At 61.3% G+C, this 20,950-nt stretch carries 19 protein-coding genes; 15 read left to right on the top strand and 4 right to left on the bottom strand.

What is annotated here, in order from left to right; genetic code table 11:
• The first annotated feature begins 71 nt into the window (after nucleotides 1-71).
• The 14 genes from QUG03_RS20880 to fmdA all read left to right on the top strand — a co-directional run bounded on the left by QUG03_RS20880 (nucleotide 72) and on the right by fmdA (nucleotide 16,669).
• On the top strand, nucleotides 72-1,058 hold the full coding sequence (locus QUG03_RS20880; protein WP_107799490.1) for a GlxA family transcriptional regulator: 987 nt from the start codon (nucleotides 72-74) through the stop codon (nucleotides 1,056-1,058).
• Between the two features lie 135 nt (nucleotides 1,059-1,193).
• Nucleotides 1,194-2,132, top strand: a complete 939-nt coding sequence (locus QUG03_RS20875) for a choline ABC transporter substrate-binding protein (protein ID WP_500820885.1) — start codon at nucleotides 1,194-1,196, stop codon at nucleotides 2,130-2,132.
• A 131-nt stretch (nucleotides 2,133-2,263) separates the two neighbouring features.
• Nucleotides 2,264-3,457, top strand: coding sequence for a formaldehyde dehydrogenase, glutathione-independent (gene fdhA / locus QUG03_RS20870; RefSeq protein WP_500820884.1), 1,194 nt, complete (start codon nucleotides 2,264-2,266; stop codon nucleotides 3,455-3,457).
• 225 nt (nucleotides 3,458-3,682) lie between these two features.
• The gene (locus QUG03_RS20865) at nucleotides 3,683-4,150 is read left to right on the top strand and encodes a hypothetical protein (protein ID WP_500820883.1); all 468 of its coding nucleotides are present in this window, start codon (nucleotides 3,683-3,685) and stop codon (nucleotides 4,148-4,150) included.
• Nucleotides 4,151-4,235: 85 nt separating this feature from the next.
• Nucleotides 4,236-6,083 (top strand): asparagine synthase (glutamine-hydrolyzing), encoded by a 1,848-nt coding sequence (gene asnB, locus QUG03_RS20860; protein WP_500820882.1) that lies wholly within the window; start codon nucleotides 4,236-4,238, stop codon nucleotides 6,081-6,083.
• Between the two features lie 18 nt (nucleotides 6,084-6,101).
• Complete coding sequence (locus tag QUG03_RS20855) at nucleotides 6,102-6,863, top strand: hypothetical protein (RefSeq protein WP_500820881.1); 762 nt, start codon at nucleotides 6,102-6,104, stop codon at nucleotides 6,861-6,863.
• Complete coding sequence (locus QUG03_RS20850) at nucleotides 6,794-7,948, top strand: asparagine synthetase B family protein (protein WP_500820880.1); 1,155 nt, start codon at nucleotides 6,794-6,796, stop codon at nucleotides 7,946-7,948. Before QUG03_RS20855 ends, QUG03_RS20850 begins: the two co-directional genes overlap by 70 nt.
• On the top strand, nucleotides 7,935-8,936 hold the full coding sequence (locus QUG03_RS20845) for an MFS transporter (RefSeq protein WP_500820879.1): 1,002 nt from the start codon (nucleotides 7,935-7,937) through the stop codon (nucleotides 8,934-8,936). The genes QUG03_RS20850 and QUG03_RS20845 overlap by 14 nt, the downstream gene beginning before the upstream one ends.
• Before the next feature lie 256 nt (nucleotides 8,937-9,192).
• A complete protein-coding gene (locus QUG03_RS20840; RefSeq protein WP_500820878.1) occupies nucleotides 9,193-9,885 on the top strand; it encodes a hypothetical protein in 693 nt (230 codons plus the stop codon).
• 77 nt (nucleotides 9,886-9,962) lie between these two features.
• A complete protein-coding gene (locus QUG03_RS20835) occupies nucleotides 9,963-10,448 on the top strand; it encodes a formate dehydrogenase subunit gamma (protein WP_500820877.1) in 486 nt (161 codons plus the stop codon).
• Nucleotides 10,442-12,010, top strand: coding sequence for a formate dehydrogenase beta subunit (locus QUG03_RS20830; RefSeq protein ID WP_107799486.1), 1,569 nt, complete (start codon nucleotides 10,442-10,444; stop codon nucleotides 12,008-12,010). The genes QUG03_RS20835 and QUG03_RS20830 overlap by 7 nt, the downstream gene beginning before the upstream one ends.
• Entirely contained in the window at nucleotides 12,007-14,880 is a 2,874-nt protein-coding gene (gene fdhF / locus QUG03_RS20825; RefSeq protein WP_500820876.1) for a formate dehydrogenase subunit alpha, read from the top strand. Before QUG03_RS20830 ends, fdhF begins: the two co-directional genes overlap by 4 nt.
• Nucleotides 14,877-15,113 (top strand): formate dehydrogenase subunit delta, encoded by a 237-nt coding sequence (locus QUG03_RS20820; protein WP_227103754.1) that lies wholly within the window; start codon nucleotides 14,877-14,879, stop codon nucleotides 15,111-15,113. Before fdhF ends, QUG03_RS20820 begins: the two co-directional genes overlap by 4 nt.
• Before the next feature lie 335 nt (nucleotides 15,114-15,448).
• Nucleotides 15,449-16,669, top strand: coding sequence for a formamidase (gene fmdA, locus QUG03_RS20815; protein WP_500820875.1), 1,221 nt, complete (start codon nucleotides 15,449-15,451; stop codon nucleotides 16,667-16,669).
• A 114-nt stretch (nucleotides 16,670-16,783) separates the two neighbouring features.
• On the opposite strand, the gene QUG03_RS20810 is transcribed toward fmdA, so the two are convergent.
• Nucleotides 16,784-17,710, bottom strand: coding sequence for a LysR substrate-binding domain-containing protein (locus QUG03_RS20810; protein WP_107799482.1), 927 nt, complete (start codon nucleotides 17,708-17,710; stop codon nucleotides 16,784-16,786).
• A 109-nt stretch (nucleotides 17,711-17,819) separates the two neighbouring features.
• Between QUG03_RS20810 and QUG03_RS20805 the strand changes: the two genes are divergently transcribed.
• Nucleotides 17,820-18,428, top strand: coding sequence for an FMN-dependent NADH-azoreductase (locus QUG03_RS20805; RefSeq protein ID WP_227103750.1), 609 nt, complete (start codon nucleotides 17,820-17,822; stop codon nucleotides 18,426-18,428).
• 128 nt (nucleotides 18,429-18,556) lie between these two features.
• Here the strand turns inward: QUG03_RS20805 and QUG03_RS20800 are convergent, their stop codons facing one another.
• The 3 genes from QUG03_RS20800 to QUG03_RS20790 all read right to left on the bottom strand — a co-directional run bounded on the left by QUG03_RS20800 (nucleotide 18,557) and on the right by QUG03_RS20790 (nucleotide 20,891).
• Nucleotides 18,557-19,174 (bottom strand): hypothetical protein, encoded by a 618-nt coding sequence (locus tag QUG03_RS20800; RefSeq protein ID WP_233246681.1) that lies wholly within the window; start codon nucleotides 19,172-19,174, stop codon nucleotides 18,557-18,559.
• A 72-nt stretch (nucleotides 19,175-19,246) separates the two neighbouring features.
• On the bottom strand, nucleotides 19,247-20,035 hold the full coding sequence (locus QUG03_RS20795) for a substrate-binding periplasmic protein (RefSeq protein ID WP_107799480.1): 789 nt from the start codon (nucleotides 20,033-20,035) through the stop codon (nucleotides 19,247-19,249).
• Between the two features lie 70 nt (nucleotides 20,036-20,105).
• On the bottom strand, nucleotides 20,106-20,891 hold the full coding sequence (locus QUG03_RS20790; RefSeq protein ID WP_227103747.1) for a substrate-binding periplasmic protein: 786 nt from the start codon (nucleotides 20,889-20,891) through the stop codon (nucleotides 20,106-20,108).
• Nucleotides 20,892-20,950: the final 59 nt, after the last annotated feature.

Below are 20,950 nucleotides of genomic sequence, written 5' to 3'. Positions count from 1 at the left end.
TTTTCAAGGCCGGCTGCGAACCGCTTCGGAGCAGAACAACAATCCTCGCAACGCACACATTGGAGGTCGTGATGGGACCGCAACAGATCGCCTCGTTGTCGCATATCGCCTTTTTGCTGCTGGACCGGTTTTCAATGATCGCGTTCTCCAACGCGGTGGAGCCGTTGCGCATGGCCAACTACCTGTCGCGCAAGAAGCTGTACCGCTGGAGTCTGCTGTCGGCGGATGGCGAGCCGGTCAGCGCCAGCAACGGCCTGAGCTTGTCGCCGATCTCCGCGCCGGGCCCTCCGCAACAGTACGACATGCTCATCGTCTGCGGCGGCTGCCAGGTGCGCGAGGCGGCCACCGACAAGGTGCAGGCGCTGATCCGCCGCTTCGCCGCCCAGGGCGTGCCGCTGGGATCGATCTGTACCGGCACCTTCGCGCTGGCCCGGGCCGGGGTGCTGAACGGCTACCGCTGCGCCATCCATTGGGAAAACCTGCTGTCCATCAGCGAGGAATTCCCCCGCACCCGCTTCACCTCGGACCTGTTTGTGCTGGACCGGGACCGCTTCACCTGTAGCGGCGGCACCGCGCCACTGGATTTCATGTGCCATCTGATCCGCCACAAGGGCGGCAAGAGCCTGGCGGCCGACGTCTCGGTGCAATTCATCGTGGACCGGCTGCGCGACGACGGCGACCGCCAGCACATCCCGCTGCTGGCGCGCATCGGCACCGGGCACGAGGCCTTGCTGGACGCCGCCTTGTCGATGGAGAGCAATATCGAGAACCCTCGCTCGCTGGAACATCTGGCGGCGGAGCTGGGCGTGTCGCTGCGCCATCTGGAGCGCTTGTTCAAGCGCTATCTGAGCACCACGCCGGCGCAATACTATTTGGATCTCCGCCTGCGCCGGGCGCGTGAGCTGCTGCTGCAAACCAATATGAGCGTGATGGAAGTCACCGTGGCCTGCGGTTTTCTGTCCTCCTCGCATTTTTCCAAGTCCTACCGCGGGCTGTTCGGCTACCCGCCCAGCCGCGAGCGGCAACAATACCTGGTGGCGGCCGGGGCCATCGCCTGAATGCCTGTTCAAGGCCGGCCGCGCCTTGTCTCGTTCCGGCTCGCGAGACCTTGAACGGGTGCTGGAAACCTAATGGGCGGCGCGGCAGCGGCCGCCGGGCGGACTCTCGCCATCATCGCTGCCCGGGAGGAAGGGATGAATCGATTCAAAGCAATGTCCGCGGCGCTGCTGCTGGCCATCGCCGGCAGCGCGGCGGCACGGGAGCCGGCCGCCTGCCGCAATGTGCGTTTCGCCGATGTCGGCTGGACCGACATCGCGGCCACCACCGGCATGGCCAGCGTGGTGTTGGAGGCGCTGGGCTACCGCCCCAGCGTGACCATGGCCTCGGTGCCCATCGCCTTCTCCGGGCTCAAGAGCCGGCAGATCGACGTGTTCCTCGGGTATTGGAGCCCGTCGATGACGCCGCTGATCGAACCCTATCTGAAAGCGGGCCAGATCAAGGTGCTGGCCGAGCCCAATCTGAGCGGGGCCAAGTACACGCTGGCGGTGCCGGACTACGTGGCCGCCGCCGGCCTGCGGGATTTCAAGGACATCGCCCGTTTCAAGGCGCAGCTGGACGGCAAGATCTACGGCATCGAAGCCGGCAACGACGGCAACCGCCTGATCGACGACATGATCCGCAAGCGACAGTACGGCTTGGGCGGCTTCAAGCTGGTGGAGTCCAGCGAGGCCGGCATGCTGGCCGAACTGGAACGCGCCGAGCGGAGGAAGAAATGGATGGTGTTCCTGGCCTGGGAGCCGCACCCGATGAACGTCAGGCACAAGCTGCGCTATCTGTCCGGCGGCGACGCGGTGTTCGGCCCCAACTTCGGCGCGGCCAGGGTCTTCACCGCGCTGCCGCCGGATTACGAAGCGCGTTGCGCCAATGTCGGCCGCTTGCTGCGCAATCTGCGCTTCAGCACCGATATGGAAAACCGGGTGATGGGGCCGATCATGGACAAGATCAGGCCGGAGGTGGCGGCGCGGGAGTATTTGAAAAAGAACCCGGCGGTGCTGACGAGCTGGCTGGCGGGAGTGGACACCTTCGACGGCCGGCCTGGGCTGAGCGTCGTCGGCCAGGCGCTGGCGCGCTGAGAACCTGTTTACGATCGTGGCGCGTTTGATCGCAAAGGGGTCGCTTTGACTCAAGGCCGGCGTCGCTTTCTTTCCTAGCATCGGGAGCTGATGTCGCCGGTATCCGCCGGCGCGGCAGCGAGGAGACGATGATGACAGGCAATCGCGGAGTGGTGTACCTGGCGCCGGGCCAGGTGGAAGTGCGTTCCATACCCTTTCCGGAACTGGCGTCCCCGGCCGGGCGCAAGCTCGGCCACGGCGTCATTCTCAAGGTGCTGAGCACCAATATCTGCGGCTCGGACCAGCATATGGTGCGCGGCCGCACCACGGCGCCGGCCGGCCTGGTGCTGGGACATGAAATCACCGGCGAGGTGATAGAGACGGGCGGCGATGTGGAAACGCTGCGCATCGGCGATCTGGTGTCGGTGCCGTTCAATGTGGCGTGCGGACGCTGCCGCTGCTGCAAGGAGCAGGATACCGGCGTGTGCCTGTCGGTGAACCCGGCGCGGGCCGGCGGCGCTTACGGCTACGTCGACATGGGCGGCTGGGTGGGCGGCCAGGCGGAATACGTGATGGTGCCTTACGCCGACTTCAACCTGCTGAAATTTCCGGACCGGGATCAGGCGCTGGCCAAGATCCGCGACCTGACCTGCTTGTCCGACATTCTGCCCACCGGCTATCACGGCGCGGTGTCGGCCGGCGTGGGGCCGGGCAGTACGGTCTACGTGGCCGGTGCGGGTCCGGTGGGCTTGGCGGCGGCGGCTTCCGCGCGCTTGCTGGGCGCGGCGGTGGTCATCGTCGGCGACGTCAATCCGGCGCGGCTGGCCCATGCCCGCGCCGTCGGCTTTGAAACCGCGGATCTGTCGCAGGACGCGACGCTGGGCGAGCAGATCGCCGCCATCCTGGGTGTGCCGGAGGTGGATTGCGCGATCGACGCAGTCGGTTTCGAGGCGCGCGGCCACGGCCACGCCGCCTCGCGGCAGGAGGCGCCGGCCACCGTGCTCAACGCCTTGATGGAAGTGACGCGCGAGGCCGGGCGCATCGGCATTCCCGGGCTCTACGTGACCGAGGACCCCGGCGCGGTGGACGCGGCGGCCAAGCAGGGCAGCCTGTCGGTGCGCTTTGGCCTGGGCTGGGCCAAGTCGCACAGCTTCTTCACCGGCCAGACTCCGGTGATGAAATACAACCGCGCGCTGATGCAGGCGATTCTGTGGGACCGCATCCCCATCGCCGAAGTGGTGGGCGTGGAGATCATCAGCCTGGACAACGCGCCCAGGGGCTACGCCGAGTTCGACGGCGGCGCGCCGAAGAAATTCGTCATCGATCCGCATGGGCAGTTGCGCTAAAGCAAATTTATTGTCCATGACTTTAATGTCGGAATGGAATGTTGCAAATAGAAGGGAGACTATTGTGAATGAATATAAGGCGCCAATACCCCTTAATGAAAGTCAACAAGCTCAGTTGTGGAGTCAAAGACTGTTTGAGGCCGAAGCGGGCTTAAATAAATTTATTGTTGAGCAGAAGGGGGGTAAATTTTTTATGTGTGGCTACAGGTTAAAAAGGAAATATTTATGAATGTTCCTGTGATGCCGAAGGCCGATTTGTGGAAAGGGGCTTTTTTTTACGCGCAAGCACTCATGGAGAAATTTGTTATTAATCAATTTGGTTATGAGGCGCTTGAGCAATGGGCAAAGGCAAATGCAGTAGTTCATGGTTTAGTAGAGCGTTCACGTGCACCTGGGGTGCTTGGCCCATTAGAACGTTTTCGACAGCAGCTTGAATTATATGGCTCAAGCATAGAGTTGTTGGAGCCAAGTGTTGATGAGGCCGAGCTAATCGTGCGTCGCTGCGGTATATGGGATTATCGAGAGAGCGCCCGCTTACGTGGGGTGGTTATTACATTGAAGTCCCCCCGCGAATACTGTACTGCTGCTACCTCGGCTAATATAGAGGTAAAAGGATTTAAACCAAATTTTCAATTAATGGCTAAGGATGGTGTGAATGGTTGTCGCTGGAGTGTGAGAATGCTTAGTGTTTAATTTAGGTTAAGTTAATGGTGGTTTGGTTGTCGTGTCTGACTGTGAGTGGCGACGTGATGAAATAAATTTTTGGGTGGAGGATGTCGTGTGTGGAATTGGTGGTTGGGTTGATTGGGGAGAGGACCTGAGACAGTTAAGGTATACCTCTGTAATAGAAAAAATGGAGCAATCCATGACTGTTAGAGGGCCAGATGGAGGGGGGGTTTATAGAGGTGAAAATATTGCCTTGGTGCACCGAAGATTGTCAGTGCTACAAGATGAATGTGAAAAACAACCTATGGTTTTGCAAGATGAAGGTAATGAATGCTGTGTTGTTTCATGCGATAGTGAAATTTATAATGCCTCTGATGTTCGAAGGGAGTTAATTGAGCTGGGGTATTTTTTTGATGGTAGTTCGGATGCAGAAGTTCTGCTAAAAGCTTATCAGCAATGGGGGGTGGGAAGTGTCTCTCGTCTAAGTGGTGTATATGCTTATGCGATATGGGATTTCCGGGTGCGACGTCTTATATTGGTGCGTGATAGATTGGGGGCTAAGCCACTCTATTATTTTCCCTATATGAAAGGGGTTTTGTTTTCCTCTGAACCTAAAGGTATTCTTGTTAACCCTATTTTTAATCCAAGCATTGATGAGACAGGTCTTATAGAGCTCTTTGCTTTAGCCTCTGCCCCAACGCCAGGGCATGGAATTTATCAAGGTCTGTATCAGGTGAAGGCTGGCCATATTGTTTCCATGCCATGCCATGGTATGGAGGAGCTCTGCTATTGGAGGCTTGGGCCGTGTGAGGATGATGTGGACTATGATAGTTCTTGCCTTCAAATCCGTAGTCGATTGGAAAGTGTTGTCGATCATCAATTGGTAAAGGGAGGAAGGGTTGGGTCGCTTTTGTCAGGAGGGCTAGACTCAAGTGTTCTTGCTGCCTTGGCCGCACAGCGTGGTTTAAGCATGGGGTGGCCGTCACTAAGAACTTATTCTATGGATTTTAAAGATTCTATAGAGCATTTTAGATCAACAGAGTGGCATACTTCACGTGATGAGCCATTTGCCAGAGAAGTAGCTGAATACATAGGTGCTCAGCATGCAACTGTTGTTGTTGATCCAGAAGCACAACTGGAGAACGAGCATGTTGCATTGGTCGCTCGTGATTTTCCGGGGTGGGGGGAAATGGATGTGTCATTGTACCTTCTCTTTAAAGGAATTAAACCCTTTTCTGCGGTTGTACTTTCCGAGGAGTGCGCGGATGAGATTTTTGGGGGATATCCTTTTTTACAAAATGCCAGTCAGCGCCCAACACATACCTTTCCCTGGCTTGAAGGTAAGGTGCTTTTCTCTTCACTCCTTCGCTCTGATCTTATAACTCAGCAGCGAGTTCAGGAGTATATCTCGGATCAGTACAGCGACACGCTCAAGGGCGTTGTGGCTATGCCAGGAGAGGGAGCATTTGAGGCTGCCGCACGTCGTGTAGAGCATCTCATGCTTGTCCGGTGGGTTTCTGCGCTTCTTGATAGGAGTGATCGAATGAGCATGGCGGCGGGAGTAAATGTCAGAATTCCTTTCTGTGATCACCAGTTGATTGAAATGCTTCATGGCACTGCCCCGAGGAAAAAATATCAAGCAAATATCGAAAAAATGCTCTTGCGAGATGCAGCGAAAGGGCTTCTTCCCACACACTTACTAAATCGTAAAAAAAGTGCGTTCCCTGCGCAGGTTGACCCGCATTACACGAGACAGCTACGTCAACGTGTCGAAAACTTGTTGAGTGATGGCAGTGCTCAAATATGGGAGTTGATCGACGCAAAAAAGCTTAGGTCCTTGCTTGCATCTGCCGCTGCTATTCCTGGGCCGAGAGCCGCCCCAAGCATGACCAATGGCTTGGGTTATCTCATTGGCATTGATGCTTGGTTGCGGCGATATACCCCACAGTTCGTAATCTAAGGCTATAGGAGCAAATCTATGGGCGGAATTGCCGGCTTTTTGGATATATCGATCCCTGCACATCGTCGCCAAACATTAGCAGGCATGACTAAGGCTCTACAGAGGCGAGGGCATCATGCCAATGATGGTTTTTTTGATGGTCCAGTAGCTTTGGGAGAGTGTAAATTTACATCGTGTGAGATTGGAAGTAGTACCCCCGTGGGGCAGCCTGCAAGCGAGAACCGTTTAGCAATGGTTTGTTGTGGTGAGATTTTTAATCATTCTAGTTTTGGTGGCGATATAGGGGAGATAAACGCTCTGCTTATGGTGGGTAATAGAGGTTTTTTGTCGCGACATTGGATGTGTCAAGGTGAAATGGCTGTGGCAGAGTTGGATGGATTTTTTGCATTAGCCGTTTGGGACTCCCTGACTAAAACTTTACACTTGGTACGAGATCGTCTTGGTGTTAAACCGTTGTACTATTATCAAACAGCGAGGCAGATTTTATTTGGGTCGGAAATTAAGGCTATTCTTGCTCACCCTGATGTGATGCCAGTAGTGGATAAGGTTGGTATGATTCAGCTTGTTCTTCCATTGCATAAGACAATAGGAGCTACCCCTTATAAGGGTATTCATGAGGTACCTCCAGGGACAATTCAATCCTTTCAGATTGTAGAGGGACGGGTAAAAAAACAGAGAGGCGATACTGGCAATTTTTGCCAGGATTTCGTGTGTCAACCTATGGCAATGCGGTGGAAGAGTTGCGGGAGTTATTGCTTGAGATTGTCAATGTACATGTGATGGCAGATGTTCCTGTAGGCTGTTTGCTTTCTGGTGGATTGGATTCAACTATTATAGCGGCGCTCGCCCAGCGTGCTATTAGAAAATCAACCCTTAAAACGTACCAAGTGGATTTTCAAGCTCAGGATGAGAGTGGGCAGTGGGTGGAGGGGAGCGAAGACACTCCCTTCGCTCGAGCGGCTGCTCACTACCTTGGAACTCAACATCACCGCTGGTTGTTGGATGGAGATACGCTTTCTCAACCAAGTCTAAGACTTGAGGCATTGCAATCAAGGGACCTTCCCAATGGTATTGGCGACCTTGATTTAAGTCTATTGTCACTTTTTCATTCGGTTAAATCGACCTCAAAAATTGTTTTGACAGGTGAGGCTGCTGATGAAGCTATGGGGGGCTACCGTTGGTTTCATGAGCCAGCAGCAATAGCATCTGGCACTTTTCCTTGGCTTGCGGATACTCCTGCCCATGGCAGACTACATCAGCGTATTTTGAAAGTGTTTCGGCAGGACCTAATAGACTCTCTTGATCTTTCTGGATATTTGCAGGCTGACTATGCACAGGCGCTTAGCGAGTTGGGTGTGCGTTCATTCACGCAGATGGACAATGAGGAGCAGCTTCAGTTTATTTCGTACCTAGCGTTGACACGTTTTCTGCCTACTTTGCTTGAGCGTAAGGATCGTTTATCTATGTCAGCAGGTTTGAAAGTCAGAGCGCCATTTTGTGATCATCGGTTGATGGAGTTCGCGTTTTCTACTCCTTGGCATCTTAAAAATCATAAGGGTGTTGAGAAGGCGTTGTTGAAATCGATGTCAGTGGATCTGATTCCACATGAGATCATCTCAAGGTCCAAAGCACCCTACCCGTCGACCCATGATCATAAATATGCCATGGCAGTCTGTAAACAGCTTGATCGTGCACTGAGACAAAAGAACTGTCGCTTAGGGGAAGTGTTTAATCTGCTCGTACTGGAGCAGGTTTTACAAGAACAGGCCTCCGGGAGCTTCATCGCTAATGTGGCTGCTGAACTAGCCCTGAATTTTGATGCGTGGTTTCACCTCTATGAGCCGAGTCTTTATGCGAACGACTGAAGAGAAGGCTGCTCCTAAGCTGGTGCGGAAATTCTGGCCAATTTATGCCGTTCTATTCTTGGTCGGAGCTGAAATGTATGTGGTTGCTCCTTTATTAGGAAATATCGCTTCCGATTTGGGGGCGTCATTATCCGCGGCGGCGCAATTGATAACGGCCTACGTACTGGTACAGGCCATTGGAGGACCTTTTATTGGATTGCTTTATAAAAAGCTTGGTCCACGCTCCATGGTTGTCACGGGCATCCTTATTTTTGCCATTGGCAATATGGCATCAGCCCTAGCGCAGAACTATGGGTTGGTGTTGGCTTGTCGAGGGCTGGCTGGATTGGGGGTGAGCTTTTTTGGGCCTGCGGCCTGGATATGGATGAGCCAGACCGCCGCCACGCATTTGCGGGGCAGATCTATTGGCTATGGCATGGCTGCATTTGCATTGGGGCAGGTGTTTGGAGTACCTATTGGCGCATTCTCGTCAGCTTTTTACTCATGGCGTGTCGTAGTCGCGGTGTTAGGAGGCGCGGCGCTGCTGGTCCTGCCCTCGATATGGAAAAAGATTGGGGCTCTTGCCAGCCGGGGCGCCGGAAGGGGGTCGTTGCCGTCCTCCGATCATTGGTTGCGCAGCTTGCTGGCGCCATGGCGGATAAAGGAGCTGCAATGGAGTTATCTACTTACCTTTTTATTTCATGCGGCTAGTTTGGGAGCTTATACATTTTTGGCTGTGCGGCTCATGCGAGATTTTGCGCTGTCGGAAATGCATGTCGGCGTTGTCGGTGTGCTCAGCGGAACCGGCACCTTGCTTGGCTCCATCGCTGCAGGGCATTTATCCGATAAGAGCGCTAAAACGGGGGCTTCATCAGTTTTGTTGTTAACCTACTGGGCGCTGGGCGCTGGGCGCTTCGGTGGCGATTCCCATTGCGCTGGGTTCGCCATGGCTTACGCTGTCGATTTTTGCGGTGCTGGCCTGGTTTATATTCTCAGGCGCCTTCGATAGCAATCAGCAGGACTCGGTGATCCAACTATCGGGCAAGAGTCCGGCCCCGACTTTGGCATGGAACACCTCCATGCTCTATGCCGCAGGCGCCGCCGGTATTTGGACTCTCGGCATCGCGCCGGACAGCTCGGTGTTCATCGCGACTAGTGCATGCTTGCTGGCATTGCTTGGTGTGTTGGCCGCGTTACGCTTGCGTGCGCTGGTGCGTTAATAGAATGCGGCTTGGCGTAGAAGGGGGGGTATATTGAGTCATTTCATGGCGATTCTGCGGCTCTCGGTATTATTATGGCTTGGCTCTGCTTTGCTTGATGCGAAGGATCGGACTGAATTCAGTCCAGTCTCGGGTTTGGAACCAGGAAAGCTAACGGTTATCTCCATTGATAAATTGCCAGCGGCACTGAAGAAAAATTCAGAGGAGGATCTAAAGCGAGATGTTAGAAACAAATCTATGGGTGGTGGGGGAGTGGATTATGAGAAGATTTCGGATGAAGCTGTTCTATACGCCACAACTTATCAAAATAGATTGAGAACCCTGCAGGATGCCTCTGCCAATGCCAAATCCAAACTTGCTGATATTAGTGCTAGTAAGTTGAATACTTATCGTTTTGAGGGGGTGGTGCCGCAAGGGCCTAGCTTGCGCGGGCCATGGAGCAGTTTTGATCGAATATTCAGGCGTCCGGATGGCGTTCTGTTGATTTTGCACGAATGGGATTTCGTGGCGGATGGAGGAGGGGTGATGGCGGTTAAAGAACTCATGAATATTAAAATTCAGGGTGTGCCTGCTCGATTCGTGGTTAAAAAATCGCCTTCAGGTAAAAAAGTATCAGAGTTGACTTGGGTCAGCTCCAAAAAATATTACACCCTTGCGGTGTGGGATGAGGTCGGCAATAGCCCACGGCAGACCTACAACTTAGCCTGGTTGATGACCTTGGCTGAGCCGATTAAATAAGCACGCTTGGAAGAGCGCGCAGATTTCCTGATTGACGCAGGGCAAGTCGCGCAGGGTAAGTCGATTGAGGAGTAGTCATGTTCTTGACCGCGGAACAACAGGCGCGCATCGCCGCGCTGGTATCGGATCATCAAGCGCAGCCGGGCGGTTTGCTGCCCTTGTTGCACGCCGTGCAGGACGAATTGGGTTATGTGCCGGACGCCGCGACGCCGGACATCGCCCGCGCCTTCCGCCTGAGCCGCGCCGAAGTGCGCGGCGTGCTCAGCTTCTACCACGATTTCCGCGATGAGCCGCCGGCGCGCCATGAGCTGCGGCTATGCCGGGCGGAGGCCTGTCAGAGCATGGGTTCGGAGGCGCTGGCGCAAAGGCTGCGGGCGCGCACCGGCCTGGACGACGCCGGCCGCAGCGCCGACGGCGGCCTGGAACTGCGGCCGGTGTACTGTCTGGGCGCCTGCGCCTGCGCGCCGGCCTTGCTGCTGGACGGCGAATTGCACGCGCGGATCGACGCCGCCGCGTTGGACGCCTTGCTGGCCGGCTGTCTGGAGGAGGGCGGCGCATGCTGACCTTCCATCTACCCTGTGATTCCGCGGCGCGGGCGCTGGGCGCGGACCGGACCGCGCGGGCGCTGGCCGAGGCGGCGGCGCGACGCGGCCTGGAAGTGGACATCCGGCGCAATAGTTCGCGCGGCCTGTACTGGCTGGAGCCCTTGCTGGAAATGGACACGCCGCAAGGCCGCGTCGGCTTCGGGCCCTTGACGGCGGCGCAGGCGGACAGCGTGCTGAGCGCCGTGCTGGAGGCGGACGGCCAGCATCCGCTGGCGCTGGGCTTGCTGGAGCGCCTGCCCTATCTGGCCGGCCAGCAGCGGCTGTTGTTCGCGCGCGCCGGGCTGACCCGTCCCTTGTCGCTGGACGATTATCTGGACCACGGCGGCTATCGCGGCCTGGCCCACGCGCTGGAACTGGGCGGCGAGGGCACGCTGGACTGCGTGCTGGAATCCGGCCTGCGCGGCCGCGGCGGCGCGGCCTTTCCCGCCGGCGTCAAATGGCGCACGGTGCGCGAGGCGGCGGCGGACGGCAAATACGTGGTGTGCAACGCCGACGAGGGCGATTCCGGCAGCTTCGCCGACCGCATGCTGATGGAGGGCGATCCCTTTTTGTTGATCGAGGGCATGACTATCGCGGCGCTGGCGGTGGGGGCGACCCGCGGCTACCTCTATGTCCGCTCTGAATACGCCGCTGCGGCGGAGACGCTGCGGCGGGCGTTGGAGATCGCCCGCCGGCGCGGCTATTTGGGGCCCGATCTGCAAGGCAGCGGCCGCGAGCTGGAACTGGAGCTGCGCCTGGGCGCGGGCGCGTATATCTGCGGCGAAGAAACGGCCATGCTGGAATCGCTGGAGGGCCGGCGCGGCGAAGTCCGGGCCAAGCCGCCGCTGCCCGCGCTCAGCGGCCTGTTCGGCCGTCCCACCCTGGTGCACAACGTGTTGACCCTGGCCTCGGTGCCCACCATCCTGGCCCGCGGCGCGCCGTACTACCGCGATTTCGGGGTGGGCCGCTCGCGCGGCACCATGGCGTTTCAGCTGGCCGGCAATGTGCGGCGCGGCGGCCTGGTGGAGCGCGGCTTCGGCCTGAGCCTGCGCGAGTTGATCGAGGACTACGGCGGCGGCTGCGCCAGCGGTCGGCCGGTCAAGGCGGCGCAGGTGGGCGGGCCGCTGGGTGCCTGGCTGAGCCCGGCGCAGTTCGACACTGCGCTGGACTACGAGGCTTTCGCCGCCGTCGGCGCCATGCTCGGCCACGGCGGCGTGGTGGTGTGCGACGACAGCGTCGACATGGCGCGCATGGCGCGCTTCGCCATGCGGTTTTGCGCCGAGGAGTCTTGCGGCAAGTGCACCCCCTGTCGCATCGGCTCCACCCGCGGCGTGGAGGTGATGGACCGGCTGCTGGCGGCCGGCGACGCCGCGGAGCGGCGCCGGCATTGGACCCTGTTGCGGGATTTGTGCGAGACCATGCGGCACGGTTCGCTGTGCGCGCTGGGCGGTTTGACGCCCTTGCCGGTGCTGAGCGCGGCGCGGGGTTTCCCCGCGGATTTCGGCCTGGACCCGGCCATCGTCGAGGAGGACGCGCCATGAGTTGCCAGTTTGACCCCAAGCCGGTCCCGACGGCGGACCTGGGCACGCCGGCGCGCGAGGGCGCGCCGGTGAGCCTGAGCATAGACGGCGTCGAGATCTCCGTGCCGGCCGGCACCTCGGTGCTGCGCGCCGCCGCGCTGCAGGGCGCGCGCCTGCCCAGGCTGTGCGCCACCGACAGCCTGGAGCCGTTCGGCTCCTGTCGCATGTGCCTGGTGGAAATAGACGGCCAGCGCGGCTATCCGGCCGCCTGCACCACGCCGGTGAGCGCGGGCATGGCGGTGCGAACGCAGAGCGAGACGCTGGCCAGGCTGCGGCGCGGCGTGATGGAACTCTATGTGTCCGATCACCCGCTGGATTGCCTGGGCTGCGCCGCCAACGGCGATTGCGAACTGCAGACCGTGGCCGGCCAGGTGGGGCTGCGCGAAGTGCGCTACGGTCTGGCCGGGGCCAATCATCTGGCCGATGCCAAGGATGAGTCCAATCCTTATTTCGATTACGACCCGGCCAAGTGCATTGTCTGCAACCGCTGCGTGCGCGCCTGCGAGGAAACCCAGGGGACTTTTGCGCTGAGCATCGTCGGCCGCGGTTTCGATTCCCGCGTCCGCGCCGCCGGCGGCGCGGACTTCCTCGGTTCGGAATGCGTGTCCTGCGGCGCCTGCGTGCAAGCCTGTCCCACCGCCACGCTGGTGGAGAAAAGCGTGGTCGCGCAGGGGCAGCCGGAGCGCAGCGTGGCGACCACCTGCGCTTATTGCGGCGTGGGCTGCGGCTTCCGCGCCGAACTCAAGGGCGAGCGCGTGGTGAGGATGACGCCAGACCGGGACGGCCGCGCCAATCACGGCCATTCCTGCGTCAAGGGCCGCTTCGCCTGGGGCTACGCCACCCATCCGGACCGCATCGTCAAACCCATGCTGCGCGCCGGCATCCACGAGCCCTGGCGGGAGGTGAGCTGGGAACAGGCGCTGGAGCATGTGGCCGGCGAGTTCCGCCGCCTGCAGACGCGCTACGGCCGCGACGCCGTCGGCGGCATCAGCTCCAGCCGCTGCACCAATGAGGAAACCTATCTGGTGCAGAAGCTGGTGCGCGCCGCCTTCGGCAACAACAATATCGACACCTGCGCCCGCGTCTGCCACTCGCCCACCGGCTACGGCCTCAAGCAGACTCTGGGCGAATCCGCCGGCACCCAGGATTTCGATTCGGTGCTGAGCGCCGACGTGATCCTGGTGATAGGCGCCAATCCCAGCGACGCCCACCCGGTGTTCGGCTCGCTGCTGCGGCGACGGCTGCGCGAGGGCGCGCGGCTGATCGTCATCGACCCGCGCCGCATCGATCTGGCCGATTCGCCGCATGCGGCGCCGGCGCTGCATCTGGCCTTGCGGCCCGGCAGCAATGTGGCCGTGCTCAACGCGCTGGCCCATGTGCTGGTGAGCGAAAACCTGTTGGATCAAGACTTCATCGCCCAGCGCTGCGAGACCGAGGCCTTCCGGCTCTGGCGCGACTTCGCCGCCGAAGCGGACAATGCGCCGGAGCGCGTCGCCGAGGCCAGCGGGGTGCCGGCGGCGCTGATCCGCGAGGCGGCGCGGTTGTACGCGAGCGGCGGCAACGCCGCCATCTATTACGGCCTGGGCGTCACTGAACACAGCCAGGGCAGCACCGCGGTGATGGCCATCGCCAATCTGGCCATGGCCACCGGCAATCTTGGCCGCGCCGGCGTCGGCGTCAACCCGCTGCGCGGCCAGAACAATGTGCAGGGCTCCTGCGACATGGGCTCTTTCCCGCACGAACTGCCCGGCTACCGCCATGTGTCCGACGACGCGGTGCGCGCGCGCTTCGAGGCGGACTGGGGCGTGGACTTGCAGCCGGAGCCGGGGCTGCGGATTCCCAATATGCTGGACGCGGCGCTGGACGGCGGTTTCAAGGGCCTGTACTGCCAGGGCGAGGACATCGCGCAGAGCGACCCCAATACCCAGCACGTGGCCGCCGCGCTGACGGCGATGGAGTGCGTGGTGGTGCAGGACCTGTTTTTGAACGAAACCGCCAAATACGCCCATGTGTTCCTGCCCGGCAGCTCCTTCCTGGAAAAGGACGGCACCTTCACCAATGCCGAGCGGCGCATCTCGCGGGTGCGCCGGGCGATGCGTCCGCTGGCCGGCATGGCGGACTGGGAGGTGACCGCGGCGCTGGCGGCGGCGCTGGGTTATCCGATGGCTTATGCGCACCCGTCGGAAATCATGGACGAGATCGCGCGGCTGACGCCCAGCTTCGCCGGGGTCAGCTACGCCAAGCTGGACCGGCTGGGCAGCCTGCAATGGCCGTGCAACGAGGCGGCGCCCGAGGGCACGCCGGTGATGCACGTCGACCGTTTCTCCCGCGGCCTGGGGCGCTTCGTCGTCACCCGCTACGTGGCGACTTCGGAGCGGGCGGGCAAGCGCTTCCCGCTGTTGCTGACCACCGGGCGGATTCTCAGTCAGTACAATGTCGGCGCGCAGACCCGGCGCACCGAAAACCGGCTCTGGCACGCCGAGGACAGGCTGGAAATCCATCCGGCCGACGCCGAGGCGAGGGGCGTCGTCGATGGCGACTGGGTGGCGGTGCACAGCCGCGCCGGCGACACCGCCCTGCGCGCCAAGGTGACCGAACGGGTGGCGCCGGGCGTGGTGTACACCACCTTCCATCACCCGGAGTCCGGCGCCAATGTGGTGACCACCGACAACTCGGATTGGGCCACCAACTGTCCGGAGTACAAGGTCACCGCGGTGGAGGTGAGGAAGACCGCGCGGCCGTCGGAGTGGCAGCGCCGTTTCCATGGCTTCGGCGACGAGCAGCAAAGACTGCTGGCCGCCGGGCGGCGGACGGGGAGCCAGACGGAATGAGGCCGGAGCCGCTGGTGAAGATGGTCAACGAGATCGCGCGCTTCTTCGAGGACGCGCAGGGGGAGGACGCGGCGGCCGAGGTCGCCCAGCATCTGCGGCGTTTCTGGACGCCGGCGATGCGCGCAGGCCTGCTGACGCATTGGCGGAGCGCCGGCGCGGCAAGCGGGCTGGTCCCGCTGGCGGCGCGGGCCTTGGGCTGCTTGGAGCAGATGTCCGACAAGGCCGCTGGCTAAGAGTCTGTTTACGATCTGCTGCGCTTGGCGAGACGTCTCACGGTGGGTACCGCTTCGAAACGCTCATGTGCCACGAGCGTATTCCGCTTTTTCGCTCGTTTTCCCCTGGTCTCGCTTTTGCCCGCGAGACTTGGAACAGGCGCTAAGAGCTTGTTCAAGATGGCCGGCGCTGCCTGTCGGGCGGCGCCGGCGATACGCAAAAACACGCGGCGCAGGCCGCGGATCGCCGCGGCGTCAGCGCCGCCGGCGCGGGGACGGGCCACAGCCGGCGGCGGCCGGTTGCGGACTTTCGCAAGCGGGGCCCGCGTGGTCCCGACCGTGCCGGAGCAAGCGCCATGACAAGCACCCTGATCAAGATCGATCTCGATCAATCCCCTTACGACAATCCGCAGATCCACAACCGCTGGCATCCTGACATTCCCATGGCCTGCTGGGTGCTGCCCGGCGACGACTTCGTGCTGGAGTGCTACGACTGGACCGGCGGCCAGGTGCGCAATGACGATTGCGCCGAGGACATCCGCGACCTGGATCTGAGCGCCGTGCATTTCCTGTCCGGCCCGGTGGGCGTGGCCGGCGCGCAGCCCGGCGACTTGTTGGTGGTGGATTTGCTGGACATCGGCGCCTTGCCGGAGCGGCAATGGGGCTTCAACGGCATTTTCTCGCGCAGCAACGGCGGCGGTTTTCTCAGCGAGCATTTTCCGCACGCGCAAAAGACGATATGGGATTTCCAGGGGCTTTACGCCCGCAGCCGTCATATTCCCGGCGTCCGTTTCGCCGGGCTGATCCATCCCGGCCTGATAGGCTGCCTGCCCAGCCGGCCGTTGCTGGAGGAGTGGAACCGGCGCGAGGCCGAATTGCTGCGCGACAATCCGCGCGCGGTGGCGCATCTGCCTTTCGCGCCCAGCGCGCATATGGGCCGCTTGGGCGGCGAGACGGCGCGGCGCGCGGCGGAGGAGGCGGCGCGCACGGTGCCGCCGCGCGAGCATGGCGGCAATTGCGACATCAAGGACTTGTCGCGCGGCGCCCGCGTGTTTCTGCCGGTCTATGTCGACGGCGCCGGCCTGTCGGTGGGCGATCTGCACTTCAGCCAGGGCGACGGGGAGATCACCTTTTGCGGCGCCATCGAGATGGCGGGTTGGGCGCATTTGAAGGTGGATCTGATCAAGGGCGGGGTGGCGGCCTACGGCATCCGCAATCCGGTGTTCCAGCCCAGCCCGCTGGCGCCGCGTCACGGCGATTACCTGATTTTCGAGGGCGTGTCGGTGGACGAGCGTGGCGGCCAACACTATCTGGATGTGCAAGTGGCTTATCGCCAGGCCTGCCTGAACGCCATCGACTACCTGGGCAAGTTCGGCTATTCGCGCGCCCAGGCCTACAGCATTCTCGGCTGCGCGCCGGTGCAGGGGCATATCAGCGGGGTGGTGGACGTGCCCAACGCCTGCGCCACGCTGTGGCTGCCGACGGACATCTTCGATTTCGACATCCGGCCGCAAGCCGGCGGACCCCGGCCGCAGCCGCTGGACGGCGTGCCAGTGCCCTTATCCTATGATCTGTAAGAGTCTGGCAATGTCTGCTGCGCTTCGGCGATACGGCGTTGAAAACATCCTCAAAATGCTTATGTGGCGCGCCTACCTTCCGCTTTTTCGCTTGTTTTCGCCTTGTCTCGTCCTTTAAGGCGCGACTTGATAGACCGGGTGGTCCGGCGGAATCAGCTCGGTGGCGAGGAAATCGATGAAGGCGCGCACCGCCGGCAGCAGGCCGCGGCGGGTGGGGAAGGCGGCGTGCAGAATGCCCCAGGGAATGTCGTAGTCCGGCAGCAGCCGCACCAGCTGGCCGGCCTGCAGCGCCTCGTGGCAGACCAGTTCCGGCAGCGCGGCCACGCCCAGGCCGGCGATGGCGGCGTCGCGCAGCACGATCAGGTCGTCGGTCATTAGCCGGGGGCTGTCTATCTGCACGGTGTAGGCGTGGCCGGCCTGATCCAGCAAGGCCCATTGGCCGCGGCCGTCGGGCCGGCTCATGGTCAAGGCCGGCCAGCCGGCCATGTCGGCCGGATGCCTGGGGGCCGGGCGCTCGGCCAGCAAGGCCGGGCTGGCCACCAGGGAGGTCTGGGCGGTGGCCAGCCGGCGCACCACCAGATTGGCGCTGTCCTCGATCACATTGCGCACGCGGATGGCCACGTCCACCCCTTCTTCTATCAGGTCCACGCGTCGGTTGCTGGAATCCAGCTGCACCCGCAGCAGCGGGTGGCGGGCCATGAAGCGGGGCAGCGCCGGGGCCAGCAGGGTCTTGGACAGCAGTTCCGGACAGCTGACCTTGATCAGGCCGCGCGGCTCGGCGCTGCTGCGGGCGATGGCCTCGTCGGCGGCTTCGGCTTCCTCCAGCATCGCCTGACAGTGTTGGTAGTACTGCTGGCCGATCTCGGTCAGCGACAGGCGGCGGGTGGTTCTTTGCAGCAGGCGCACGCCCAGCCGCTGCTCCAGCTCCGCCACGCGGCGGGACAGCCGGGATTTGGGGATGCCCAGCACGCGGCCGGCGGCCATGAAGCCGCCGTGCTCAACCACTTTGGCGAAGTAGAGCAGATCGTTCAGGTCCTGCATGATTGTCTCGCTGATGGAACAATGTTTCCGATTTTTGCAGTCTAGTGCGGATTGGTTCGGAAAACTATCATGCAATCACTTTCTCTACCCAGACACGAAGGACCCGACCATGAAACTGTTGCATCTCGACTCCAGCATCCTCGCCGCCAACTCGGTTTCCCGCCAACTGACCGCCGTTGTCGCCGACACCCTGCGCCAGCGTCACGCCAATGTGGAAACCGCTTACCGCGATCTGGCCGGCCAGCCCATCGCCCACCTGTCCGGCGAAATCATCGGCGCCAATTTCACCGCCGAGGCGGACTGGACCGCCACCCAGCGCAGCGAAGCCGCGCTGAGCAATGAGCTGATCGAAGAATTCCTGGCCGCGGACGTGGTGGTGATCGGCGCACCGATGTACAACTTCTCCATCCCGTCGCAATTGAAAGCCTGGGTGGACCGCGTGGCCGCCTCCGGCCGCACGTTCAAATACACCGAGAACGGCCCGGTGGGCCTGGCCGGCGGCAAGAAGGTGATCGTGGTGTCCTCGCGCGGCGGCGTTTACAGCACCGAGCAGGGCCAGCTGATGGACTTCCAGGAAGACTACCTGAAGACGGTGATGGGCTTCCTGGGCGTGAACGACGTGGCTTTTGTCCGCGCCGAAGCGGTGAATATGGGCGAAGACAAGCGCGCCACCGCCATCCACGCGGCCAAGGACGCCATCGCCAAACTGGCGCTGTAATTCTCCTGCCGCAAACGAAGACAGCCGGCCCTTGATGGGCCGGCTGTTTTGCGTCTGGCGCGAGCGGAGAATCTGCTCAATGCCTTTGTCGGGTTAGCCCGCCGACGCGCAGCAGATCGTAAACGTTCTCAGGGCAGCTTGCAGCTGTCCGACAGCTTGTCCAGCCCCTGCTGCTCGTGGCGGAAACTGGCCTTGGGCGGCGTGTGGCTGTAGTCGAGGGTGACGACGTAGAGGCTGTCGAAGTCGTTCTTGTCCCATTTGGGCACCTTGTCCGCCGAGCCCTTGTCGCCGTAATCCTGCATCAGGCTGACGGCGAGTTCGCGCAGCAGCTTGTGCTCCCAGGCGATGTAGACGGTTTTGCCGTGCTGCAGCGGATTGACCAGTTGCTGTTGCAGCGCGTCGATGGCTTCCATGTCGAAGTTGCTGTTCACCGGCAGGCCCAGGGAGATGGCGGTGGGCTCGATGGTGGCCAGCGGGCGGATGTAGTTGAAGGTGCCGGCGGGGTCCCGGGTCTGGCTGGCGGTGGAGGGCGCGAAGATCTGGTCGGCCCGTCCGTATTTTTTGGGCAGCAGCTTGGCCAGTTCCAAAGAGCGGTTGAAGCCCTTGCAATTGAGCTGGCCGTAGCCGCCCTCGGGTTTTTCACCGTGGCGCAGCATGACCAGCGTCTGGGTCTGCGGCGCCGGGGCGGCGTGCAGCAGGGGGCTGGCCAGCATGGCCAGCAGCAGGCTGAGGCGGGAGAGTTTCATCGCGGGGTCCGTTGAGTCGAAACCCGCTCAGTGTCCCGCAGCGGACGGCGGCGGCGCAAGCTGGAACAAGGATCAGGGTTGCAGCTGCAATTGGGCCACGCTGTCCGCGCTCAGGTATTTGCCGAAGATCTTGCGCAGGGCGCCGTCCTTGAGCATTTGCTGCAGCTGGGCCTGCCATTGTTCCGCCTGCTGCGGGCTGAAGGCGCTGTGCGCCAGCATCAGGCCGCCGGCGATGCGTTCCGAGTTGGGGAACAGGTCCAGCACCGTCACCTGGCCGGACAGGGCCGGGGAGTTGAGCCAGCTGTCGTAGCTGAAAGGGTGGGCGAAGGCGGCGGTGACGATGCGTTGGGACAACATGGCGTAGAGGTCGCGTTCGTCGTTGGCCATCACCACCTTGCCGCGTTTGGCCAGTTGTTCGATGAAGGCGTCTTGCTCCGGGCTGTGACGGTAGCCGCGGATCACGCCCCATTTGACCGCCGGTTCGGCCAGCAACTGCTCCAGGGTGCGCGCGCCGATCTGCTTGGACAGCAAGATCATGTTCTTGCTGTAGAAGTAGGGATAGATCCAGGCGTATTTGCGGCGGTCAGCGGTGGGGATGGTGGAGGTGCCCAGATTCAATTGGCCGTGCTCCAGCATTTTCAGCACGCGGATGCGGGGGTAAACGTCTTCCTGGACGATATTGCAGCCCAGCCGGCGCGCCAGCTCGTGCACCAGGTCCACATCGTAGCCGTGGCCGTTTTCATAGGCGCTGCCAATCAGGTAGTAACCCACTTTCAGGCCGTCGGCCGGGCAGGGCGAATCGCCCAGCGCCGCCGCCGATGCCAGCGCGCCGCCCAGCAGCGCCGCCCAGTGTGCTTTCATGCCGTTCTCCCGTACGCGTTCCGTTTAGCTATAGCCGGATTCGTCGGGTCTTGCCGCATGCGAGTGATTGTTATTCCAGCATGCCGCGCACGCTGTCTTCGCTCAGGTATTTGCGCAGAATGCGCTGCAGGCTGCCGTCCGCGCGCATCGCGTCCAGTTCCGTCCGCCAGCGGCGCATCTGGGGTTCGCTGAAGCTGCGGTGGGACAGCACCAGGCCGTTCTCCAGGCTGCTGTCGCGGAAGGGGTCCATGACCTTGACTTGCAGCCGGGCGCGCGGCTGGCCGTTGAGCCAGTGGTCGTAGACCTGGGGCTGGGAGAAGGCGGCGGAAATGGAGCCGCTGCGCAGCATATCCAGCAGGTCTTCCTCGTTGGCGGCGCAGATCAGTTTGTCGCGCTTGGCCATCTGCTGCAGGAAATAGTCCTGCAAGGGGCTGTTGCGGTAGCCGATGACGGCGCCCCATTTCAGCTTGGGGTCGTTCAGCCATTGTTCCGGCGTCTTGCCTTGCACCGCCGGGCTGAGCAGAGTCATGTTGCGGTCGCGGGTATAGGGCAGCACCCAGGCGTAGCGCAGCCGCTTTTGCAGCGGGATGGTGGAGGTGGCCAGATTGAGCTTGCCGTGTTGCACCAGCAGCAGCACGCGCAGGCGCGGGTATTCGCGTTCTTCGCGGATCTTGCAGCCCAGCCTGCGCGCCAGTTCGTGGACCAGGTCCACGTCGTAACCCTTGCCGCCTTCATAGGCGGTGGTCGTCGGGTAGTATCCAACCTTCAGCCCCTCCGCCGGACAGGCGGGCGCGGCGGCGCCGGCCTGCGCCGCGGCGGCGCAAAGGCAGAGGAGGGCGGTCAGGTGCTTGCTCATGGCGCTTCCTTTGCCGAGGGTGGACGAAAACAAGACAGGCTGCCGGAAGGGCAGCCTGT

The organism is Chromobacterium sp. CCUG 30098, assembly GCF_059916605.1.
This window is presented reverse-complemented; position numbering and strand designations above follow the sequence as displayed.

What these genes read in the sequence shown, in the direction of transcription:
- QUG03_RS20840 (WP_500820878.1), top strand. Translation starts at nt 9,193, where the DNA reads ATGGCGATTCTGCGGCTCTCGGTATTATTATGGCTTGGCTCTGCTTTG.
- QUG03_RS20855 (WP_500820881.1), top strand. Translation starts at nt 6,102, where the DNA reads ATGGGCGGAATTGCCGGCTTTTTGGATATATCGATCCCTGCACATCGT.
- QUG03_RS20865 (WP_500820883.1), top strand. Translation starts at nt 3,683, where the DNA reads ATGAATGTTCCTGTGATGCCGAAGGCCGATTTGTGGAAAGGGGCTTTT.
- fdhF (WP_500820876.1), top strand. Translation starts at nt 12,007, where the DNA reads ATGAGTTGCCAGTTTGACCCCAAGCCGGTCCCGACGGCGGACCTGGGC.
- QUG03_RS20820 (WP_227103754.1), top strand. Translation starts at nt 14,877, where the DNA reads ATGAGGCCGGAGCCGCTGGTGAAGATGGTCAACGAGATCGCGCGCTTC.
- QUG03_RS20800 (WP_233246681.1), bottom strand. Translation starts at nt 19,174, where the DNA reads ATGAAACTCTCCCGCCTCAGCCTGCTGCTGGCCATGCTGGCCAGCCCC.
- QUG03_RS20805 (WP_227103750.1), top strand. Translation starts at nt 17,820, where the DNA reads ATGAAACTGTTGCATCTCGACTCCAGCATCCTCGCCGCCAACTCGGTT.
- QUG03_RS20790 (WP_227103747.1), bottom strand. Translation starts at nt 20,891, where the DNA reads ATGAGCAAGCACCTGACCGCCCTCCTCTGCCTTTGCGCCGCCGCGGCG.
- fmdA (WP_500820875.1), top strand. Translation starts at nt 15,449, where the DNA reads ATGACAAGCACCCTGATCAAGATCGATCTCGATCAATCCCCTTACGAC.
- QUG03_RS20880 (WP_107799490.1), top strand. Translation starts at nt 72, where the DNA reads ATGGGACCGCAACAGATCGCCTCGTTGTCGCATATCGCCTTTTTGCTG.
- QUG03_RS20835 (WP_500820877.1), top strand. Translation starts at nt 9,963, where the DNA reads ATGTTCTTGACCGCGGAACAACAGGCGCGCATCGCCGCGCTGGTATCG.
- QUG03_RS20810 (WP_107799482.1), bottom strand. Translation starts at nt 17,710, where the DNA reads ATGCAGGACCTGAACGATCTGCTCTACTTCGCCAAAGTGGTTGAGCAC.
- QUG03_RS20875 (WP_500820885.1), top strand. Translation starts at nt 1,194, where the DNA reads ATGAATCGATTCAAAGCAATGTCCGCGGCGCTGCTGCTGGCCATCGCC.
- QUG03_RS20830 (WP_107799486.1), top strand. Translation starts at nt 10,442, where the DNA reads ATGCTGACCTTCCATCTACCCTGTGATTCCGCGGCGCGGGCGCTGGGC.
- fdhA (WP_500820884.1), top strand. Translation starts at nt 2,264, where the DNA reads ATGACAGGCAATCGCGGAGTGGTGTACCTGGCGCCGGGCCAGGTGGAA.
- QUG03_RS20845 (WP_500820879.1), top strand. Translation starts at nt 7,935, where the DNA reads ATGCGAACGACTGAAGAGAAGGCTGCTCCTAAGCTGGTGCGGAAATTC.
- QUG03_RS20795 (WP_107799480.1), bottom strand. Translation starts at nt 20,035, where the DNA reads ATGAAAGCACACTGGGCGGCGCTGCTGGGCGGCGCGCTGGCATCGGCG.